Origin of the sequence: Nonomuraea sp. NPDC050643 (genome assembly GCF_040654715.1) — a bacterium.
Classification (GTDB): domain Bacteria; phylum Actinomycetota; class Actinomycetes; order Streptosporangiales; family Streptosporangiaceae; genus Nonomuraea.
On the sequence record NZ_JBFAIM010000045.1, the window covers coordinates 54,333 to 71,182 of the forward strand.

Here is a 16,850-nt window from a genome sequence, read left to right on the forward strand (position 1 = left end):
GGGTTGCCCAGTGGGTTGTCCGCTGCCTCATCCATGCGCTGTCCGTCCCATCGGAGGCGAGCCGGCGGCGCTGCACAGCAGGCGGTACCTCTTGAATCCGCCGGACTTGACGCCCGGGAACTCCTGAACGGCGCGCCATTCGGGTGCGATCCCCACTGTGCCGCGCCCGGACCTCGCCAGGGCGTCGCGATGGGAGTCCTCATCGGTCCACTCGGCGTAGTTGAGGATCCGGACGCCGTCGGTGCTCAGGTGGAAGTGAGCGGAGATGCCGCCGGGGTGAGGGTCGGTCTCGGCCGCCATCGCGTCGAAAACGGTATCGACCCATCGCCGCTGCCGCTGTGTGTCCGGCCCGTCGAGTTCGATGCTCACCACCACGATGCACCCGGGAACCGGCCGGTCCGCTCGGCCGCCGCCGCGGTAGAGCCGATATTCGATCGGCTCGGCATCGGTGACTTCGGCGACGAACCGGCTGTCTGCCTCCCCGGCGCACTGCGTGTAGGTCAGGACCGCATCGCCGTCGGTGCTGGCCAGGACGTTGAACGAGATGATCTCCGGCGGCCACGGCAGGCGCTCCAGCCGGGCGAACATCTGCTCCACCTTGGCCTGCCGGCGCCCGGGAACGTCGGTGCTCCATTGGGTGACCAGAACGGCGCCTACATCATCTCTGGCGAGGTCGGGCAGCCGGTCGCGATCACTGATCATTTCTTCTCCTCACTTGCTTGCATGGGTGGATCAGGCCACGTACGGGTGGCTGGACCGGGCCGCTCGCAGCGCGCGGCCGCTTTCTTCGGAGAAGCCCAAGCAACGAGCGGACCGCACCTGATAGGAGCGCGCCGCCGGTCACCAGCACCGTGTTGCCGGTCAACGTCGTCATGCTGATCACGCCTCCCGCTATGCGTCGCAGGGGTGGTGGTCTTGGCGGCAGTGGCGGGCCTGTGCGGGTCCGTGGGCGGCCGTCGGGGCCGAAGGACTTCCGCGGGCGCCGTTAAGGCTCACCGTGTCCCCTGCGGTGACGGCGTGCAGTTTCGGCGAAGACCGTGCGCAGGTGCTCCACCGCACGGGTGTCACATTGATCGTGCCCGCGCCAGGACCCATGCTCCCTCCATTTTGCGTACCGCGTACTCGAAATGAATCATAATCATTCAGGTACCTTGTACGCAAATGGAGGAGGCAGGTACCCGAATCCTGGGGCATCGCGCTGCTCATCAGCCGGCCGAGGCTGGGCCTCTCCTGCTGTGCGTACGGTCACTGCTGGACTCGCGGACCACGCGCCTCGCTCTCGACGAGCGGTTCAGGAGCGCGTCCGCCCAGTTCCTACGGTGCCTGAGTGTCCCCGGTCGAGACCTTGGCCGAGGTCATCGCCGCTGGGGCGTCCATCGGCGGATCCGCCGGCCGGGAGGGCCGCCCCGTGTCGGCCCGGCGCCGGGCGCGACCGCGCTCCACCAGCCACCATTCCACGATCAGCAAGGGGACGGTCCAGCCGAGCCAGGTCGTCACCCCGGCGGACGCCTTGATCACCTCCTGCATGTCCCCGCCGTAGGTCGTCTCGAACTCGGGCAGGAAAATGAGGAACATCACCAGGCCCCAGACGCGGTTGGTGATGATCGAGGCGGTCAGCGCGAAGCTGCGCAGCATCCACCGACGGTGATCGGCGTACCTGCGCCGGCGGGCCATGCGAAATCCGGTGACGGTGAACAGGGTCCACAGCGTCGCGAGCAGCATGTTGCTGACCCGCGCGCCATCGCCGTACGGGGTGGCCGCGCCCACGACGAAGCCGGCGAGGCCGCCCGGGAGCACTCCGCCGAAGATGTAGACGCGCCCGACCGTGCGGTGCGCGACCGGGTGGCGTTCTCGAAACCACGGCCAGACCTGCAAGCCGCAGGTCAGTAACGCCACCGAGGAGAACAGCACATGCGCCGCCAGGAAGGGATAGTAGAGCGGAAAGCCCTCCGGCGGCGGCACGCGCGACAAGGCCGGATCGAGCGAGGTGTAGGGCGGAATGGAGAACGCGAGGAAGCCGAGCACCACCAGCATCAGCGGCACGACCCAGGGGCGCCTCCACAGCCGCGGCTTCCGTACGGCAGGCGGCGGCGTGGCGTGATCTGCTGGTCTCGCGAAATCAGTCATGCCCGGAGCCTGAGGTCAGACGCTGACCACTCACCTACCGCGCGCTTACCGGGGGCATACTGCGCCGGCCCGTGGCCGGACGAAGGTGAGCGTGTCGGCACCTCAGCCTGGGCCAGTGGGGGATCGGGCCGCTGAGGTCATTCGGCTGATCTCGGTCAGTGCGGCGTCGATGCGCGTGCGGGTGTCCTCGGTGCTGTACCACTCCGCCGGACACTCGTCACGAGCCCGGATGAGGAGGGTACGCGCCTCCGCCACCTCGCCGCGTGACAGCTCCATCTCTCCCATGCCGAGGTAGGCCAAGGCCATCGTCTCCATGGAGCCGTACCTGCGCGACAGCTCGGCGGCCAGCTCGTAGTCGGCCCCCGCGCCCGCCGGATCGCCCAGGCTCAGCAGGGCGTCGCCCCGCCGGCACAGCGCCTCGGCGATCTCCGTCCCGGCGCCCAGCTCGCGTGCCATCGCCAGCGCTTCACCGGCCAGGGCGTGGGCCCTGCGGTGGTCGCCCCGCTTCTGGTGCAGAGAGCCGAGCCCGGACAGTACCAGCACGGCGCCCCAGCGCTCGCCGATGGCCTTGAACGCGGCCAGGCTCCGCTCGAAATGGGCCAGCGCCTGCTCCACGTCGCCGAGCACGTCGAGCACGAACGCCGAGCCGGCCATCGCCAGCGCCGCCTGCCACGGGGAGAGACTGGCGGACTTCCGCATGACCTCTCCGTATGCCTTCGCGAAGTCGCCGGGCGGTCCCGTGAACATCGACAGCAGCATCACCAGGAACTCGACGCGCTGTGGCACATAAGTCGGCGGAAGCAGCTCGCGGACCTCCTGCAGATGGGCACGCAGCTCGTCGTCGATCTCTCCGGCCCAGGAGGTGACGAGCACGCACATGACGTACTCCTCCTCCATGCCGTCGAACCGATGTGAGCCCAACCTGGTCAGCAGCGCGTCGGCCAGACCGGCGGTGGCGGTGCGGTCGCCGCGCATCCACCAGTAGCAGGTGCTGTGCGCCAGCAAACGCAGCGCCGTCTCCAGGTGTCCCGACTCGGTCGCCCTGCGTACGGCCGCGCTGAGGTCGTCGCTCTCCTCGTCGAGCCTGGCCAGCCACTCCAGTTGCTCGCGGGTGCGCAGCCGTGCGTCGGCCGCGACGACCAGGTCGAGGTAGTACGCGGCATGCGCGTCGCGCATCGCCTCCACCTCGCCGGACTCGGCCAGGCGCTCCGCGCAGAACGCCTGGATGGTCTCCAGCATCCGATAGCGCCCGCCCACGAACTCCACCAGCGACTTCTCCGCCAGCGAGAACAGCACCTCCTCGGGCAGCCCGCACACCCGCTCGGCCGCCTCGGGCCGCGCGCCGTTCACGAACACGGTCAGCCGCCTGATCATGCGCTGCTCGTCGTCGTCCAGCAGGTCCCAGCTCCATGCCACGACCGCGCGCAACGTCTGGTGCCGGGGCAGCGCCGTACGGGAGCCGCGCGTCAGCAACCGGAACCGGTCGTCCAGTCGCGCCGCCACGTCGGCCACCGACAGCGTGCGCAGCCGCGCCGCCGCCAGCTCGATGGCCAGCGGCAGCCCGTCGAGCGCCCGGCAGATGCGCACGACCTGCGCCGCGTTGCCCGCGTCCACGGTAAAGCCCGGCTGGACGGCCGCGGCCCGGTCGGCGAACAGCCGGACGGCCGCGTAGTCGAGCGGGTCGTCCACCTCGGGCGGCGGCAGCCGCAGCGGCGACACGGGCAGGATCGCCTCGCCGGTGATGCCCAGAGCCTCCCGGCCGGTCGCCAGCACCCGCAGCCCCTTGCAGGAGGCCAGCAGCACGTCGGCCAACTCAGCGGTGGCCGCGATGAGGTGTTCGCAGTTGTCCAGCACCAGCAGCAGCTCGCGGGCGGCGAGCGCGGTGACCAGCCGCGCGGCCGGCTCCACGGCCGGTCCCGGCGGCGGTGTGCGCAGGGCGTCGCGGATGCCGAGTGCGGCCAGCACGGCCCTGGGCACGTCCGCGACGTTGGAGACCGGCGCGAGCGGGACGAAACAGACGTCCCCCGGCTCCTGCTCGGCCGCCTCGATCGCGAGCCGTGTCTTGCCCGCGCCGCCCGGGCCGATCAACGTGACCAGCCTGCCGGCTCGCAGGCTCGCGCCGACCTGGGCGAGCTCCTCGGCGCGGCCGACGAAGCTGGTGAGCTGCGCCCGCAGCCCGTGCCGTTGAACGGGCGTGCGTGGCGCGGACGCGCCCAACACCGGGTCGGCCCGCAGCACGGCCAGGTGCGCGGCGGTCAGTTCGGGACCCGGTTCGACGCCGAGCTCCTCGTCCAGGATCTTCCTGGCCTCGTCGTAGACGGTCAGCGCCTCGGCTTGGCGGCCGCTGCCGTAGAGAGCGCGCATGAGCTGGGCCCGCAGCCGCTCCCGCAGCGGGTGGGCGGCGATGAGCCAGCTCAGCTCGGCGACCAGCTCCCGGTGCCGGCCCAGATCCAGATCGGCCTGTACGCGGTCCTCGATGGCGGTCAGCCGCAGCTCCTCCAGCGCCGTCGCGGCGGCCTCGGCGTGCGGGGCGTCGGCCAGCGGAGCGCCCCGCCACAGCTCCAGCGCCTCCCGCAGCAGCGTGGCCGCCCGGCCCGGGTCGCCGCCGGCCAGCGCCTGCCCGCCCGCCCGCGCGAGCTGCTCGAACCGCCGCGCGTCCACGTCCTGCGGGTCGGCGATCAGCCGGTATCCGGCCGGGTGGAACTCCACCAGGTCCCTGCCCAGCGACCGGCGCAGCCTGGACACCTGCGACTGCAGCGCGTTGGCCACGCCCTCCGGGGGATGAGCGCCGTACATGCCCGCCGCCAGTTGCTGCGCGCCCACGATGCGCCCGGCGTGCAGGGCGAGCAGCGTGAGCAGGGCCCGCCCCCGCGGGCCGCCGAGCGCGACGGGCTCGCCGTCCTCGCCCAGCACGATCGTGGGCCCGAGGATCTTGAAGCGCATGCGTCGATTATCGCGGATACGGCAGCGGCGCGGCTGGGTTTGCTGCGTGAGGGGGATCGGCTTCCGACGGTCAGGGACGTGGTGGGCCCAGGTGACGATCAATCCCAACACGGTGCTCAAGGCCTACCGGGAGCTGGAGCACGCCGGGCTGGTCACCGCCGTCCGGGTGCCGGGACGTTGGTGACGGCGACGCTGGCCGGCCAAGGCCCGCCTGGCCGGGCTCGGCGACGAGGACGTCGAAGCCCTGATCATGACCACGTTTCAGGCCGCCGCTCGGGAGGAGATAGCGTGACCGCGGTTCTGCGGGCCCAAGCTCTGGGCAAGAAGTACAAGCAGCGCTGGCGCTGACCGGCTGCACGCTGGACATCCCGGCCGGACATGTGACCGGCCTGGTGGGTCCATGTTCCTGGGCGCCCAGGCCCTGCACAGCCCGGGCGGCAAGGACACCACCTGGGAACGCGACTGGGCACACCGGATGGAAGCGCTGGCTCGTGGTGGCCGGCGCGGAACACGCCTCCTTCACCGACACCGCACTCCTGGTGGAACAACTCGGCATCTACCGCAACCCCAACCTGACCGCGCCCCGCGCGTCGGAGATCACCCGCACCTACACCCGAGCCTTCTTCGACCAGCACCTGCGTAACAAGCCCCAGCCTTCCTTGAGCACGGCCTCCGGCTGGAGCTCTACCGGTCGGCTCCGCTCCCGTACCTTGCCGGTGTCGCCCACACGTTCAGGGCCGGGAGTTCGGCAGAAGTGTCCATGGCGGAGGCACCGCACCAGTCCGTAGGCTCGGAGCCGTCTGCAGCGCGACACGACGAGGAGCCTCCGGTGTCAGCGCGCGGGCCCTGTCGGACATGGAGCGGGGCGCAGCACCGGCCCCCAGCAGCGGACGGTCACCGCCCTGGCGAAGGCGCTCTCGCTGGGAGAGGAGGATCGTCAGCAGTTCACCGACCTCGCACGAGAAGGCCGGCTGCGGGATCACTGGAGGCGCCCCTCCGGCCTGTTCGAGCTGCCTCGGTCGGTTGACGACTTCACCGGTCGGGCCGCCGAGCTGGCCTGGGTGGATGACTTCGTGCACGCCGGTGATACGCCTGGAGCCGCAGGCGTGGCCCTCATCACCGGCGCGGCCGGTCTGGGCAAGACCACCTTCGCCGTCCGGGCCGCTCATGTCCTACGACCGAGCTTCGCCGGCCTGGAGGGGGTGCAACGGCTGAGCCTCGGCCCGTTGCCCATGACGGAAGCGGCCGAACTGCTGACCGGGATCGTCGCCCAGCGTGACTCCTCGGACGGCGGAGCGGCGATCAACGAGCTTGCCGAGTTCTGTGGTGGTTTGCCGTTGGCCTTACGGATCGTCGGGAATCGGCTGGTCAGCCGTCCCGCCTGGCCGGCCGCGGAATTCGCCGACCGGCTGGCGGACGAGGAGCGGCGCCTCGACCAGCTCAAAGCCGGCGACCTCAAGATCGCGACGGCATTCGGGATGTCCTACGAGCAGCTCGCCCCGCTCGCGCAACGCGTCTTCCGCCGCCTGGCGCTCGTGCCCGGCCCGGACTTCGACGCCACCCTCGCCGCGGTGTCTGCGTCCTGTTCTGCGTGGCCGCGCCGCGTGCGTGCGCCTTGGATGAGTGCGTAGGGACAGGCGTCGGGCCTGTCCACCACGGTCAGGAGCGACCATGTCCACCATCAAGGACATCGTGCTCGTGCACGGTGGTTTCGTGGACGGATCCGGCTGGCAGGGCGTCTACGACGAGCTGACCAGGGACGGCTTCCGCGTCCGCATCGTGCAGAATCCGACGCTGTCGCTGGAGGACGACGCCGTGGTGACCCGCCGGGTCCTGGACGGCCTCGACGGCCCGGCCGTCCTGGTCGGCCATTCCTACGGCGGGGTCGTCATCAGCGAGGCCGGCACCCACCCCAACGTCGCGGCGCTGGCGTACATCGCAGCCTTCGTCCCGGACAAGGGTGAGTCGGTCAACACCCTCATCGCCGACCCGCCGCCCGGCGCGCCGGTGCCGCCCATCCTCCCTCCCGAACAGGGCTTCCTCTTCCTTGACCGCGACAAGTTCGCCGCTTCGTTCGCCGCCGACCTGCCGGCGCGGACGGCTGGGTTCATGGCCGACTCGCAGGTCCCCTGGGGCGTGGACGCTCTCGGCGGGGCCATCACCGAGCCGGCGTGGCGGCACAAGCCGGCCTGGTACCTCGTGGCCACCGAGGATCGGATGATCCCGCCTTCCGCCCAGCGCGCCATGGCCGAGCGCGCCGGGGCGTCTTCCGTCGAAGTCATCGGCAGCCACGCCGTATATGTCTCCCAGTCCGCCGCCGTCGCCGATCTCATCCGCGAGGCCGCGGCCTGACGGCGGCCACCGCCCCGGCCTCCCTCCAGGGGATCGGTCAGGACCGGCGTGCCCGGGCCGGCGGCGGCCCGCTCGGCCCCGGTGACCTGCAGGCCGCGGCATGCGTCTCGCCCAGGACCGGGCAGGTGTGGCTGTCGCCGCTGCCGACGGAAGGCGCGAGCCGGAGGGTGTTGTCCCGTTGGCCCCAAACGCTGTAACCTGCCGATTCATCGGGCAGTTATCGATAACAGCGCGGAGAGTAGTCATCTGTGTCGGATTCCAGGGCGACGATCTACACGGTCGCGCGAGCGGTCGGCGTGAGCGCCCAAACCGTGTCGCGGGTTCTCAACGGGACCGGCCAGGTCAGCGCGAAGACACGTGCTGCCGTCCTCGCCGCGATCGAGGCGCAGGGCTACCGGCCGAACGCGGTCGGTCGGAGCCTGCGGGCATCGCGCACCCCGATGATCGGCGTGCTCGTGGCCGACATCGGCAACCCCTTCTACGCCCGGCTGCACCGCGCGCTCGAACGCCGGCTGGCCGGCAGCGGCTACTCGTTGATGCTGATGAACTGTGACGACGACGCGCAGATCGAGCGCCGTCAGCTTGATCTTCTCCGTTCCTACCGGCCGGCCGGGCTCGTCATCGTCCCGTCGAGCGGCAGTTCGCTGAGCGACGACGACCTTCAGGCGTTCGGTCACGTCGTGGGCGTCAGCCGAGTGCTCGACGACGTGCACGTCCCCGCCGTCGTCACCAACGAGCAGGAGGCCGTCGGCTCGGCGGTGGCGGAGCTTCTCGCGCACGGGCACACCGAGGTCGCGATGGTGCTCGGCCCGCGGAAGGCGTCCACCACCCGCGCCCGCGAGAAGGGCTTCCGTGCCGCCCTTTCGAGTCGTCCCGAGTGCCGCGCGGTCGTGCGGTACACCGATGGGACGCGGTCCGGCGGGGAGGCCGCCGCCGGTGAGCTGCTTCGCGCGCATCCCGGGGTCACCGGGATGATCGGCTTCAACGCGCTCGTCACGGAGGGAATCGTCAGCGCTCTCCTCGCGTCCGGGCGGCGTTGCCCGGACGACGTCTCGGTCATCGGCTTCACCGACGCCGGGTGGATGACGCTGCACCGCCCGGCCATCTCGGTGATCGACCAACCGGTGGAGGAGATGGGCGCCCTCGCCGGCCGGCTGCTGCTCGACATGGCCGCGGGCAAGGTCGTTGCCCCCGGCCCCCGGGTCGTGCCGAGCACGCTGATCCGGCGCGGCTCCGTCGCCCCGCCGGCACCGACGAAGGAGCGCAAGGCATGAGAATCGTGGCGGTCAACACCTACGTCGTCACCGAGAAACTGCAGACGCCGTTCGGCATGTCCCAGTGGTTCTGGGAGACCCGCGGCAGTTGTCTCGTCGAGATCGTGACCGACGAAGGCATCACCGGGTGGGGCGAGTGCTTCGGCCCGGCCGAAGGCAACCGTGCGCTGATCGACTCGGTGTTCGCTCCGCTCCTGGTGGGAGCGGACCCGTTCGAGCACGTCTCCCTGTGGGAGTCGATGTACAACCGCAGCCGCGAGTGGGGGCGCTCGGGCGTCCCGATCGCCGCGATCTCGGGCATCGAGATCGCTCTGTGGGACGGCATCGGCAAGGCGCTGGACCAGCCGATCCACCGTCTCCTCGGCGGTCGCGCATCCGCTTCGTTCGACGCGTACGCCTCGGCGTTCTACTACGGCGGCGAGTGGGAGGGCGACGTCGAGGCGGAGGCGCGGCACCTGGCCGCGCAGGGATACCGCCACGTCAAGATGAAGGTCGGCGCCGATCTGCGGTCCGACATCGATCGGGTGCACCGGGTACGCGCCGCGCTGGGGCCGGACGTGCGCCTCGCCGCCGACGCCAACCGTGGCTTCACGACGGCTGAGGCGCTCGTGTTCGCCCGCGAGACCGAGACGGACGCGCTGTGGTTCTTCGAGGAGCCGGTCATCCCCGAGGACCTGGCCGGTTACCGTGAGCTGCGAGCGGCCACCGCGGTGCCCATCGCGGGCGGGGAGTCGTCGTTCACCCGCTGGGGGTTCGCGGAGATGATCGAGTCGCGCGCCGTGGACCTGTTGCAGCCCGACGCCACGGCCTGCGGCGGGCTGCGCGAGACGTTGCTGATCGCGGGCATGGCGAGCGCCCACGGCATCCCCACGCTTCCCCACGTGTGGGGGTCCGCGATCACGGTGGCCGCCGGACTGCACCTGGCCACCGCGTTGCCTGTCGTGACCCCTTCCCTCGGACGCACACCCCCGGTCATCGAGCTCGACCAGGCGCCCAACTCCTTCCGGCAGACCCTCTCGGATCTCCACATCGGCCCGGTGATGTCCGTCCCCCAAGGGCCGGGCCTGGGGATCGAGATCGACCGAACGGTAATCGAGGCGTATCGAGCCTGACAACCCGACATCGAGCCCCGCACACCGCCAGCGTTAAGGAACCACACCGTGCCCTTGGACCCCCGCCCCGGCCCGCACACCCTTCCCGCACCAACCCCGTCCCTCCCGCACAAATGGCTGCGCATCGGCGGGCTGCTGCTGGTCGGCCTGTTCGTCGCCTATCTCGACCGCTCGAACCTGTCTGTCGGGATCAAGAACGTCGCGACCGACCTCGGGTTCGCCGGCGACGACTTCGCCGCCACGTCGAGCCTGGCCCTGACCGCGTTCCTCGTCGGATATCTGATCTCGAACTTTCTCGGCGGCTTCCTCACCGCCAGGATCGACGCCAAGTGGATTCTGCTCGCCACCGTCGCGGGCTATTCGCTGTGCACGTTCCTGATCGGGTTCGCGGAATCGGTCGAAGTCCTCATCGCGCTTCGTGTCGGCGTCGGGGTGTTCGAAGGGATCTACTGGCCGCAGCAGTTCAGGATGGCCAAGGCGTGGTTCGACGAGCGTGAGATGACCCGCGCCAGCGCGATGATCCAGTACTACGGACAGTATCTCGCCCTGGCGCTCGGGTTCTTTCTCCTCACCCCCATTGAGGCGTCGTTCGGATGGCGCCCCATGTTCTGGGCGCTGGGCGCGATCGGCCTCGTCGTCGTTCTCCCGCTCTACGCACGCTTCCTGCCCACCGCGCCGGCCGCCACCACCGCTCCCGCCCGCACCCCGGACAGCCGCGGGCCGTCACCGAAGAAGCTCACCTTCGCCGCCTTCGGCGGCTGGCGATTCGTGCTGATCGTGTTCAGCTACTTCACGAACGGCATGCTCTTCTGGGGCATCACGCTGTTCATCCCGCTCATCGTGCCCACGTTCGGCTTCGCGACCAGCATCAACGGCCTGCTCTCCGCCGCGCCCTACCTCCTCTCCCTGCTGCTCACCGTCCCGATGATGATTCTCGGCGACCGCACCGGCCGCCGCGGCCCCATCGCGATCTCCGGGCTCGTCGTCGGCGGCGTCCTGCTGGCCTGCGTCGCGCTCACCGACTCTCCTGTACTGCAGTTCGCGCTGATCTGTCTTGGCTTGGGCTACTTCACCGCCTCCTACACCCCCAACATCTGGGCGATCGCGGTGACCGATCTGCCCGCCCACGTGGTGGGTCCCGCCACCGGGATCATCAACGGTTTCGGAGCCGGCGGCGGCGGCATCGTGGCGGGCGCTCTCGTCGGCGCCCTGCTCGCCGCCACCGGTACGTACACGCTCGGCCTGTCCATCCTGGGCCTTGTCGCGATTCTCGGTGGCCTCGCACTGTTCCTGTACACCAGGATGCGGCCGGGGACTCCTGCCGCCTGATGAGCCGGTCGGCGCGGCGGGTGGCGGCGACCTCGACGGCCTCGTCAAGCGCCTGGCGCTGGCGAGTGTCAGGTGATGCGGGTGGCGACGATCTCGATCGCGACCCTCAGGTGCCTGGCGGCCATGCCCCGGCCCTTCGTCAGGCCGAAGGCGTAGCGGTCGATCGTGACCGTGGCACCGGCCGTCAGGAGGGTGTCGTTGCCGGTTGCGGAGCGGAGGGCCAGGCTGAGCGGTCGGCCGACGCCGCGTACGGTCAGGTGACCGTGCAGCACCGTCGGCGCTCCCGCCTGGACGGGCAGCCTGCCTCGGAAGGACATGGTCGGATGAGTGTCCACATCGAGGAAGTCCGCCGCGCGCACATGCCGGTCGCGCATCCGCAGCCCGCTGGTGAAACTGTCCGCGGGGACCTCCACGACGACGTCCGACTCGTCCAGCGGGTTCCGGACGCTGATCACTCCCTTTCCGATCGTGAACGTTCCGCGTACCGGAAGCACCCCGAACAGGGCGCGGGTCCTGAACCGGATCGTGGACCTGCCGGGGTCGATGCGATAGTCGCCGACGGGCGGGGACGACTCCCGGCCGGCAGGGAGAGTGCCTTCCGGCGTCTCGGCCTGATCGTCGATCGACACGCAGCCGATCATGCGATGGGTCATGGTGCTCCAAAAGGTGTCCGAGACGGTCTCGCTCGCGCGTCGAGGTCAAACCCAACGGCGAATGGCGTCGATCGTTGTTTCCGGTGAGGTGTTGAAGCAGAAACGAATTCCGGGAGTCGTCGCCGCCAGAACGTTGATCAGCCGTTCGAACAGGAGGGTGTGCTCAGGGGCCATGCGGACCCCGCCGCCGATCATGACCACGTCGAAGGGCCCCTCCGGCAACCGTTCACGGACGGTCTTCTCTGCCTCGTCCGGGTCGGTGCCGACCTGGCACGGCACCGCGTCGAGGCCCGCCGCGCGCAGAGCCGCGTTGCCCTGCTCGATCCGGGCGGTGAGCGTCGCCTCGTCGAGGCCGGGGAATCCGGTGTAGTCGATCGTGCTCGGATGCAGGCCGATCGTCAGGATCTTGGTCATCTTCACTCCTACCATGGGATGGGGCCATCACTGCCGAAGAAGCCTCCCGTCGGCCCGCCTGGGTCCACGGTGGCCAACCTGATGATGGCATCGGCTCCCTCGGCGACGGTGTGGACACCCGTGTGGTGGTTCATGTCGGTGGCGGGGTTGCCCGGGTCCGCGGCGTTGACCTTGAATTCGGGCAGCGCCCGGGCGTACTGGGAGACGATCATGTTGAGCGCCGCCTTCGACGAGGCATAGTCCAGGCTCAGAAAGCCGTGCTCGGGGCGGGCGGGGTCGGCGCCGCGTGCCAGCGAGGCGAGGGAGCTGGACACCATGACGATACGGGGCCGCTCCGACCTGCGGAGCAACGGCAGGAACGCGTGGGTGACCCGCACCTGACCGAACACGTTCACCTCGTACAGCACCCGGAGCGCGTCGGCGTCCATGTCGGCCGGGCTCATCATCGGGCCACCGACGCCGGCGTTGTTGACGAGCACGTCCAGGCGGTCCACCCGCTCGGAGACGGCCTTCACGGCCGCCGCCACGGACTCGTCCGAGGTCACGTCGAGCTCGACGAACTCCACCTCGGCGCCCTCCTCCGCCAGCGCCTCGGCGGCCCGGCCGCCGCGTTCCCGGTCACGCGCCGCCAGGAAGACCTGCCACCCCTTGCCGGCCAGGCGGCGTACGGTCTCCCTGCCCAGCCCCTTGTTCGCTCCGGTGACCAGCGCGACTGTCTTCACTTCTGTCATGGAGCCGAGCTTGGCCGCTTGCGCCGGGGCCCACCAGGACCGGTGCGGCCTGGGACCGGCCGTACCACCCGGCCGCGGCGAACCGCGAGGCATAGTTGAAGGGTGAACCGCGCAGAACTCGCCGAAATACTCCGCACGGCCCGGGCTCGGGTACGACCGCACGACGTCGGGCTGCCCGCGGGAACGCGTCGCCAGGTGCCAGGTCTGCGCCGAGAGGAACTGGCCATGCTCGCGGGCCTGAGTGTCGACTATGTGGTCCGGCTGGAGCAAGGGCGCGGACCTCGGCCCTCCCGTCAGGTCATCGCGGCCTTGGCCCAGGCTCTGCGGCTCGACGACGACGACCGCGACCTGGTGTTCCGGCTCGCCGGTCACGAGCCGCCCCAGGCGGGGCGCATCGCGATGGTCGTCCGGCCGAGCGTGCTCCGGCTGCTGGACCGCATGGCGGACCTGCCCGTGCTGGTGTTGTCGGCCAAGGGCGACGTGCTGGCCTGGAACCCCCTCGGGGCGGCGCTCCAAGGCGACATGTCCGCCTGGCCGCAGGGGCGACGCAACCTCATCTGGCAACGTTTCCTCGGCAGCAGCCGCTGCGAGGTCGCCGCGAGCCCGGAGGAGGACGATGCCGCCGCCCACGCCGCGGTCGGCACGCTGCGTGCCGCCCAGGCCCGCTACCCCGGCGACCCCGACCTGATCGAGCTGATCGCGGAACTACGTCGTGGCAGCCAGCGGTTCGACGAGCTCTGGCGGGAGGGACGGTCCTCCCCATGGCGTACCGCGACCAAGACCATCAGGCACCCCAGCCTGGGCACGATCTCGCTCGACTGCGACACCATGCTGCTCCCGGACGGCCACCAGACCGTGCTCGTGTACTCGGCCGAACCCGGGTCCCCGGAAGCGACCGTGCTCGACATGCTGCGGGTGATCGGGCTGCAAAAGGTGTGAGGCTCGACCCGCGCGTCGTACGGCTCCGCCTGGACACTGAGCATCCCGGCCTTCGTCGGTGTCGATGTCGATGCCCTGCTCGATCACGTGTAGGCCGATCTTCCGCTCGGCGGCCTGCGGCATCTACGGCGTCGCACCGTACGGCCGATTGCTCGCCGGACGGGGTTCTACCTGGTACTGGCTGGCTTGGAGGCGGAAAAGCCTGGCGTACAGGCCCTCCAGTGCCATGAGTTCGTCGTGGGTGCCGCGTTCCTCGATCCGTCCGGCGGATATCACGACGATATGGTCGGCGTCTCGAATCGTCCCGAGGCGATGGGATATGAGCAGGCTGGTCAGGCCGGCGCGATGCGCGTGCAGGCTGGAATGTATTTCGTACTCGGCCATCGGGTCGAGGCCTGACGTGGGTTCGTCGAGAATGAGGAGATCGCGCCTGTCCCTGAGCAGGCCGCGAGCCAGCGCCACGCGCTGCCATTGCCCGCCCGACAGCGGCGCCCCCGCGTCCGTGCCTTCCGCGTCAGGGCTTGCGGAGAACATGCGAGTCAAGAGGGTGTCATATCCGCGGGGCAGCTCGGCGATCGACTCGTGGATTCCGGCAAGCCGGGCAGCCCGTACGATTTCCTTCCGGTCGTCGATGGTGGCGAGGTCACCCAGTCCGATGTTCTCGGCCGCGGTCATGTCGTACTGCATGAAGTCCTGAAAGACCGCTCCCGTTTTCTGCCGGAGTTCGGCCACGGGAAGGTCGCGCAGGTCGACGCCGTCCCACAGAATCGCTCCACGAGTGGGGTCATAGAATCGGCACAACAGTTTCACCAATGTGCTTTTGCCTGACCCATTCCGGCCCACCAGCGCCGTCGCTCCGCCGGACGGGATGAACAGGTTCACCCCTCGCAGGATCCATGGGTGCTCGTCCGAATATCGGAACCAGACGTCCCGCAGTTCGATGCCTGAACGCAAGGGAGGCACGGGCCGCGCGACGGAAGGTGAGGGCAAATCCGGCTCAGCATGGATCACCGTCAGATAGTGGTCGAACATGAGGAGCTGCTGATGTGCCGCCGCCGTGGCCGACGTCGCCGAGTTGATGGCGCTCTGGATACCGGCGACCGCTGCGACGAACATCGCCACGTCACCGATTCCGATGCGGCCGGATGAAGCGGCGACGATCGCCCAGATGAGTCCTCCGCCCCCGATCGCCGCCGCGAAGAACGCGAGACCGCCGTGCACGGTCAGCTCGCGCCGGTCGACAAGGGCGTGTTCCCGGTTGATGCTGATCCGTTCGGTGAGCATCCGCCGGTGCAGGAACGGCCCGGTCCCGAACAACCGCAGTTCTTTCGCCGCCTCAACGGTCGACAGCAGGCTCGCGTAGAACCATTCCCGCCGTTCCACAGGGCTGACCTTCCACATCATCGCCACATTGCGTCGAGAGAGGTGAAGTTCCGCGGCGTAGATCGGTACGGCGGCCAGAGTCACCGTACCCGCCATGACCGGATTGATGATGACGAGCGAACCGAAGAACCCCGACCCCGACAGGACGGCGGCCAGCAGGCTCAAAGCGGTACTGACGATATGGCAGGGGGCCTGGCCACCGGCTTGCTGCGCCAGCCGCAGCCGATCCAGGAAGACCGGATCCTCGAAGCGGGCCAACCCCGAAAACCGGCCCACCGCGGTGAACAGCCGATCCTGTACCAGGAGACGGACGGACCGCTCACCCTGGGCTTGAAGGTATTGCCCGACACGCGGCAGGACCGCGCCGACCAGCGTCGCGCCCGCAAGAGCGCCGGCGACCGGGAGGACACCGCTCACGGACCCACCGGGCGAAGCGAGTTGATCGAAAACGTTCTTGGTCAACCAGGCCACGCCCACGGGAAGCGTCCCAGAGACGATCCTGCACACGGCGAGCAGGAGGAGATACCGGGGGGCCGCCCGCCAGAAAATCGCCAGAGCCGCCGCCAGAACCGACCCGCGTGCCGCTCCGGTTCCCGTCGTGGCCGTCGCCGGAGTCGACATCAAGCGGCCACCGTGGACGGTAGCTCAGCGGCGCGAAGAGCGCTTCCCCGAACAACGCCGTCCGCGACGTACAAGAAGCTCGGCCACGCCTTCACCTGAAACGCAGCGGTGATGCCCGCGTGCGAGTCGGTCACCGTCACGACCTTGGCGACAGGTTCCAGGTCGGCGGCCATGCGGTGGGCAACCTCCTCCGGACCTTCCACGACGGCGAGGACGCCGATGGAACCGCCGGCCTGCCGCGCCGCCCAGTCAACGAATATCGGCAACTGCTCATGGCAGAAGTCGCAGTCGGTGGAGAAAAAGGCCACCAGAGTGCGGTCGGCGAGAAAACCGCGGTCGATGACCATGCCATCGTTGGTGAGCGCAGAGAATTCACCCACCGGCTCGCCGTCTGCGATTCGAGGCCTCACCGGGGTGCCAGGCGCCGTTCTCGTCGCCAGCAGATCGCCGTGCTCTCGTAGTCGCCGGATGACGCCGTACGTGAAGGCGAGATTGAACGTACAAAGGAGGGTGAGGCCGACGAGGGAGATGATTACAGGAGTCATGACAAGTTTAAATCTCGCGCCACATGGCATCGATTCAAGGACACCATCATGGCGTCGCCCGAATCGATGCAGGTGGCGGCGTTATCCGCACACAACATCACTTGTGTAGCATTCTCCGCACTTCAGGGGTCCGCCAGGCTGGCCCACCCACTCGCAGTTCTTGTAATTATGATATTTGTCGGTGAAGATGTTGTCCCTCCAGCAGCCGCAGTACTGCACGACCGTGGCCGCGGCGGTGGTCCGAGGTGCGACGAGCTCTACCAGCCGGTCGCTGAAGCGCGTGAGCAGGGTCATTTAATGCCTCCGAGAGTTGATTGCCCGGTAAAAGTCGCCCCTGGGTGACGGAGAAATGTCGAGGTGAATTCGACTGGTGCAAGGAAGCGATGTGCGCGAAGCGGAAGCCGCCTGCGGGGCTTCCTGACCTCAC

14 protein-coding genes are annotated in these 16,850 nt (G+C 69.4%); 6 read left to right on the forward strand and 8 right to left on the reverse strand.

All coding sequences use genetic code 11. The features are described from left to right. Positions 1-27: 27 nt before the first annotated feature. The 3 genes from AB0I15_RS42710 to AB0I15_RS42720 form a co-directional block, all read right to left on the reverse strand. Positions 28-588: a hypothetical protein gene (locus AB0I15_RS42710; protein WP_358109455.1), complete on the reverse strand. Its 561-nt coding sequence runs from the start codon at positions 586-588 to the stop codon at positions 28-30. 726 nt (positions 589-1,314) lie between these two features. Beyond that, entirely contained in the window at positions 1,315-2,034 is a 720-nt protein-coding gene (locus tag AB0I15_RS42715; RefSeq protein ID WP_358109595.1) for a DUF2306 domain-containing protein, read from the reverse strand. Between the two features lie 195 nt (positions 2,035-2,229). Next, positions 2,230-5,070, reverse strand: coding sequence for a BTAD domain-containing putative transcriptional regulator (locus tag AB0I15_RS42720; protein ID WP_358109458.1), 2,841 nt, complete (start codon positions 5,068-5,070; stop codon positions 2,230-2,232). Between the two features lie 1,061 nt (positions 5,071-6,131). Here AB0I15_RS42720 and AB0I15_RS42725 point away from each other — a divergent pair. The 5 genes from AB0I15_RS42725 (at position 6,132) to AB0I15_RS42745 (ending at position 11,137) form a co-directional block, all read left to right on the forward strand. Beyond that, positions 6,132-6,701 carry a hypothetical protein gene (locus AB0I15_RS42725; RefSeq protein ID WP_358109461.1) on the forward strand — a complete coding sequence of 190 codons (570 nt, stop codon included), beginning with the start codon at positions 6,132-6,134 and terminating at the stop codon, positions 6,699-6,701. Between the two features lie 40 nt (positions 6,702-6,741). Further along, positions 6,742-7,422: an alpha/beta hydrolase gene (locus AB0I15_RS42730; RefSeq protein WP_358109464.1), complete on the forward strand. Its 681-nt coding sequence runs from the start codon at positions 6,742-6,744 to the stop codon at positions 7,420-7,422. Positions 7,423-7,670: 248 nt separating this feature from the next. Then, the gene (locus tag AB0I15_RS42735; RefSeq protein WP_358109467.1) at positions 7,671-8,696 is read left to right on the forward strand and encodes a LacI family DNA-binding transcriptional regulator; all 1,026 of its coding nucleotides are present in this window, start codon (positions 7,671-7,673) and stop codon (positions 8,694-8,696) included. Continuing rightward, positions 8,693-9,808 carry a mandelate racemase/muconate lactonizing enzyme family protein gene (locus tag AB0I15_RS42740; RefSeq protein WP_358109470.1) on the forward strand — a complete coding sequence of 372 codons (1,116 nt, stop codon included), beginning with the start codon at positions 8,693-8,695 and terminating at the stop codon, positions 9,806-9,808. The genes AB0I15_RS42735 and AB0I15_RS42740 overlap by 4 nt, the downstream gene beginning before the upstream one ends. Before the next feature lie 48 nt (positions 9,809-9,856). Next, entirely contained in the window at positions 9,857-11,137 is a 1,281-nt protein-coding gene (locus AB0I15_RS42745) for an MFS transporter (protein ID WP_358109473.1), read from the forward strand. A 68-nt stretch (positions 11,138-11,205) separates the two neighbouring features. Here the strand turns inward: AB0I15_RS42745 and AB0I15_RS42750 are convergent, their stop codons facing one another. Genes AB0I15_RS42750 through AB0I15_RS42760 form a run of 3 tightly spaced genes read right to left on the reverse strand, consistent with a single transcriptional unit; the run spans position 11,206 to position 12,935 of the window. Beyond that, entirely contained in the window at positions 11,206-11,790 is a 585-nt protein-coding gene (locus AB0I15_RS42750; protein WP_358109476.1) for a YceI family protein, read from the reverse strand. A 45-nt stretch (positions 11,791-11,835) separates the two neighbouring features. Next, complete coding sequence (locus AB0I15_RS42755; protein ID WP_358109479.1) at positions 11,836-12,204, reverse strand: hypothetical protein; 369 nt, start codon at positions 12,202-12,204, stop codon at positions 11,836-11,838. A gap of 8 nt (positions 12,205-12,212) precedes the next feature. Next, positions 12,213-12,935: an SDR family NAD(P)-dependent oxidoreductase gene (locus AB0I15_RS42760; RefSeq protein ID WP_358109481.1), complete on the reverse strand. Its 723-nt coding sequence runs from the start codon at positions 12,933-12,935 to the stop codon at positions 12,213-12,215. A 102-nt stretch (positions 12,936-13,037) separates the two neighbouring features. Here AB0I15_RS42760 and AB0I15_RS42765 point away from each other — a divergent pair, with 102 nt between their 5' ends. Next, the gene (locus AB0I15_RS42765; protein WP_358109484.1) at positions 13,038-13,874 is read left to right on the forward strand and encodes a helix-turn-helix transcriptional regulator; all 837 of its coding nucleotides are present in this window, start codon (positions 13,038-13,040) and stop codon (positions 13,872-13,874) included. Positions 13,875-13,997: 123 nt separating this feature from the next. Here AB0I15_RS42765 and AB0I15_RS42770 read toward each other — a convergent pair whose 3' ends face one another. Then, the gene (locus tag AB0I15_RS42770) at positions 13,998-15,878 is read right to left on the reverse strand and encodes an ABC transporter ATP-binding protein (RefSeq protein WP_358109487.1); all 1,881 of its coding nucleotides are present in this window, start codon (positions 15,876-15,878) and stop codon (positions 13,998-14,000) included. Further along, complete coding sequence (locus tag AB0I15_RS42775) at positions 15,878-16,423, reverse strand: hypothetical protein (protein WP_358109490.1); 546 nt, start codon at positions 16,421-16,423, stop codon at positions 15,878-15,880. The genes AB0I15_RS42770 and AB0I15_RS42775 overlap by 1 nt, the downstream gene beginning before the upstream one ends. Positions 16,424-16,850: the final 427 nt, after the last annotated feature.

What these genes read in the sequence shown, in the direction of transcription:
- AB0I15_RS42710 (WP_358109455.1), bottom strand. Translation starts at nt 588, where the DNA reads ATGTTCGCCCGGCTGGAGCGCCTGCCGTGGCCGCCGGAGATCATCTCG.
- AB0I15_RS42715 (WP_358109595.1), bottom strand. Translation starts at nt 2,034, where the DNA reads ATGCTGGTGGTGCTCGGCTTCCTCGCGTTCTCCATTCCGCCCTACACC.
- AB0I15_RS42720 (WP_358109458.1), bottom strand. Translation starts at nt 5,070, where the DNA reads ATGCGCTTCAAGATCCTCGGGCCCACGATCGTGCTGGGCGAGGACGGC.
- AB0I15_RS42730 (WP_358109464.1), top strand. Translation starts at nt 6,742, where the DNA reads ATGTCCACCATCAAGGACATCGTGCTCGTGCACGGTGGTTTCGTGGAC.
- AB0I15_RS42740 (WP_358109470.1), top strand. Translation starts at nt 8,693, where the DNA reads ATGAGAATCGTGGCGGTCAACACCTACGTCGTCACCGAGAAACTGCAG.
- AB0I15_RS42750 (WP_358109476.1), bottom strand. Translation starts at nt 11,790, where the DNA reads ATGACCCATCGCATGATCGGCTGCGTGTCGATCGACGATCAGGCCGAG.
- AB0I15_RS42755 (WP_358109479.1), bottom strand. Translation starts at nt 12,204, where the DNA reads ATGACCAAGATCCTGACGATCGGCCTGCATCCGAGCACGATCGACTAC.
- AB0I15_RS42760 (WP_358109481.1), bottom strand. Translation starts at nt 12,935, where the DNA reads ATGACAGAAGTGAAGACAGTCGCGCTGGTCACCGGAGCGAACAAGGGG.
- AB0I15_RS42770 (WP_358109487.1), bottom strand. Translation starts at nt 15,878, where the DNA reads ATGTCGACTCCGGCGACGGCCACGACGGGAACCGGAGCGGCACGCGGG.
- AB0I15_RS42775 (WP_358109490.1), bottom strand. Translation starts at nt 16,423, where the DNA reads ATGACTCCTGTAATCATCTCCCTCGTCGGCCTCACCCTCCTTTGTACG.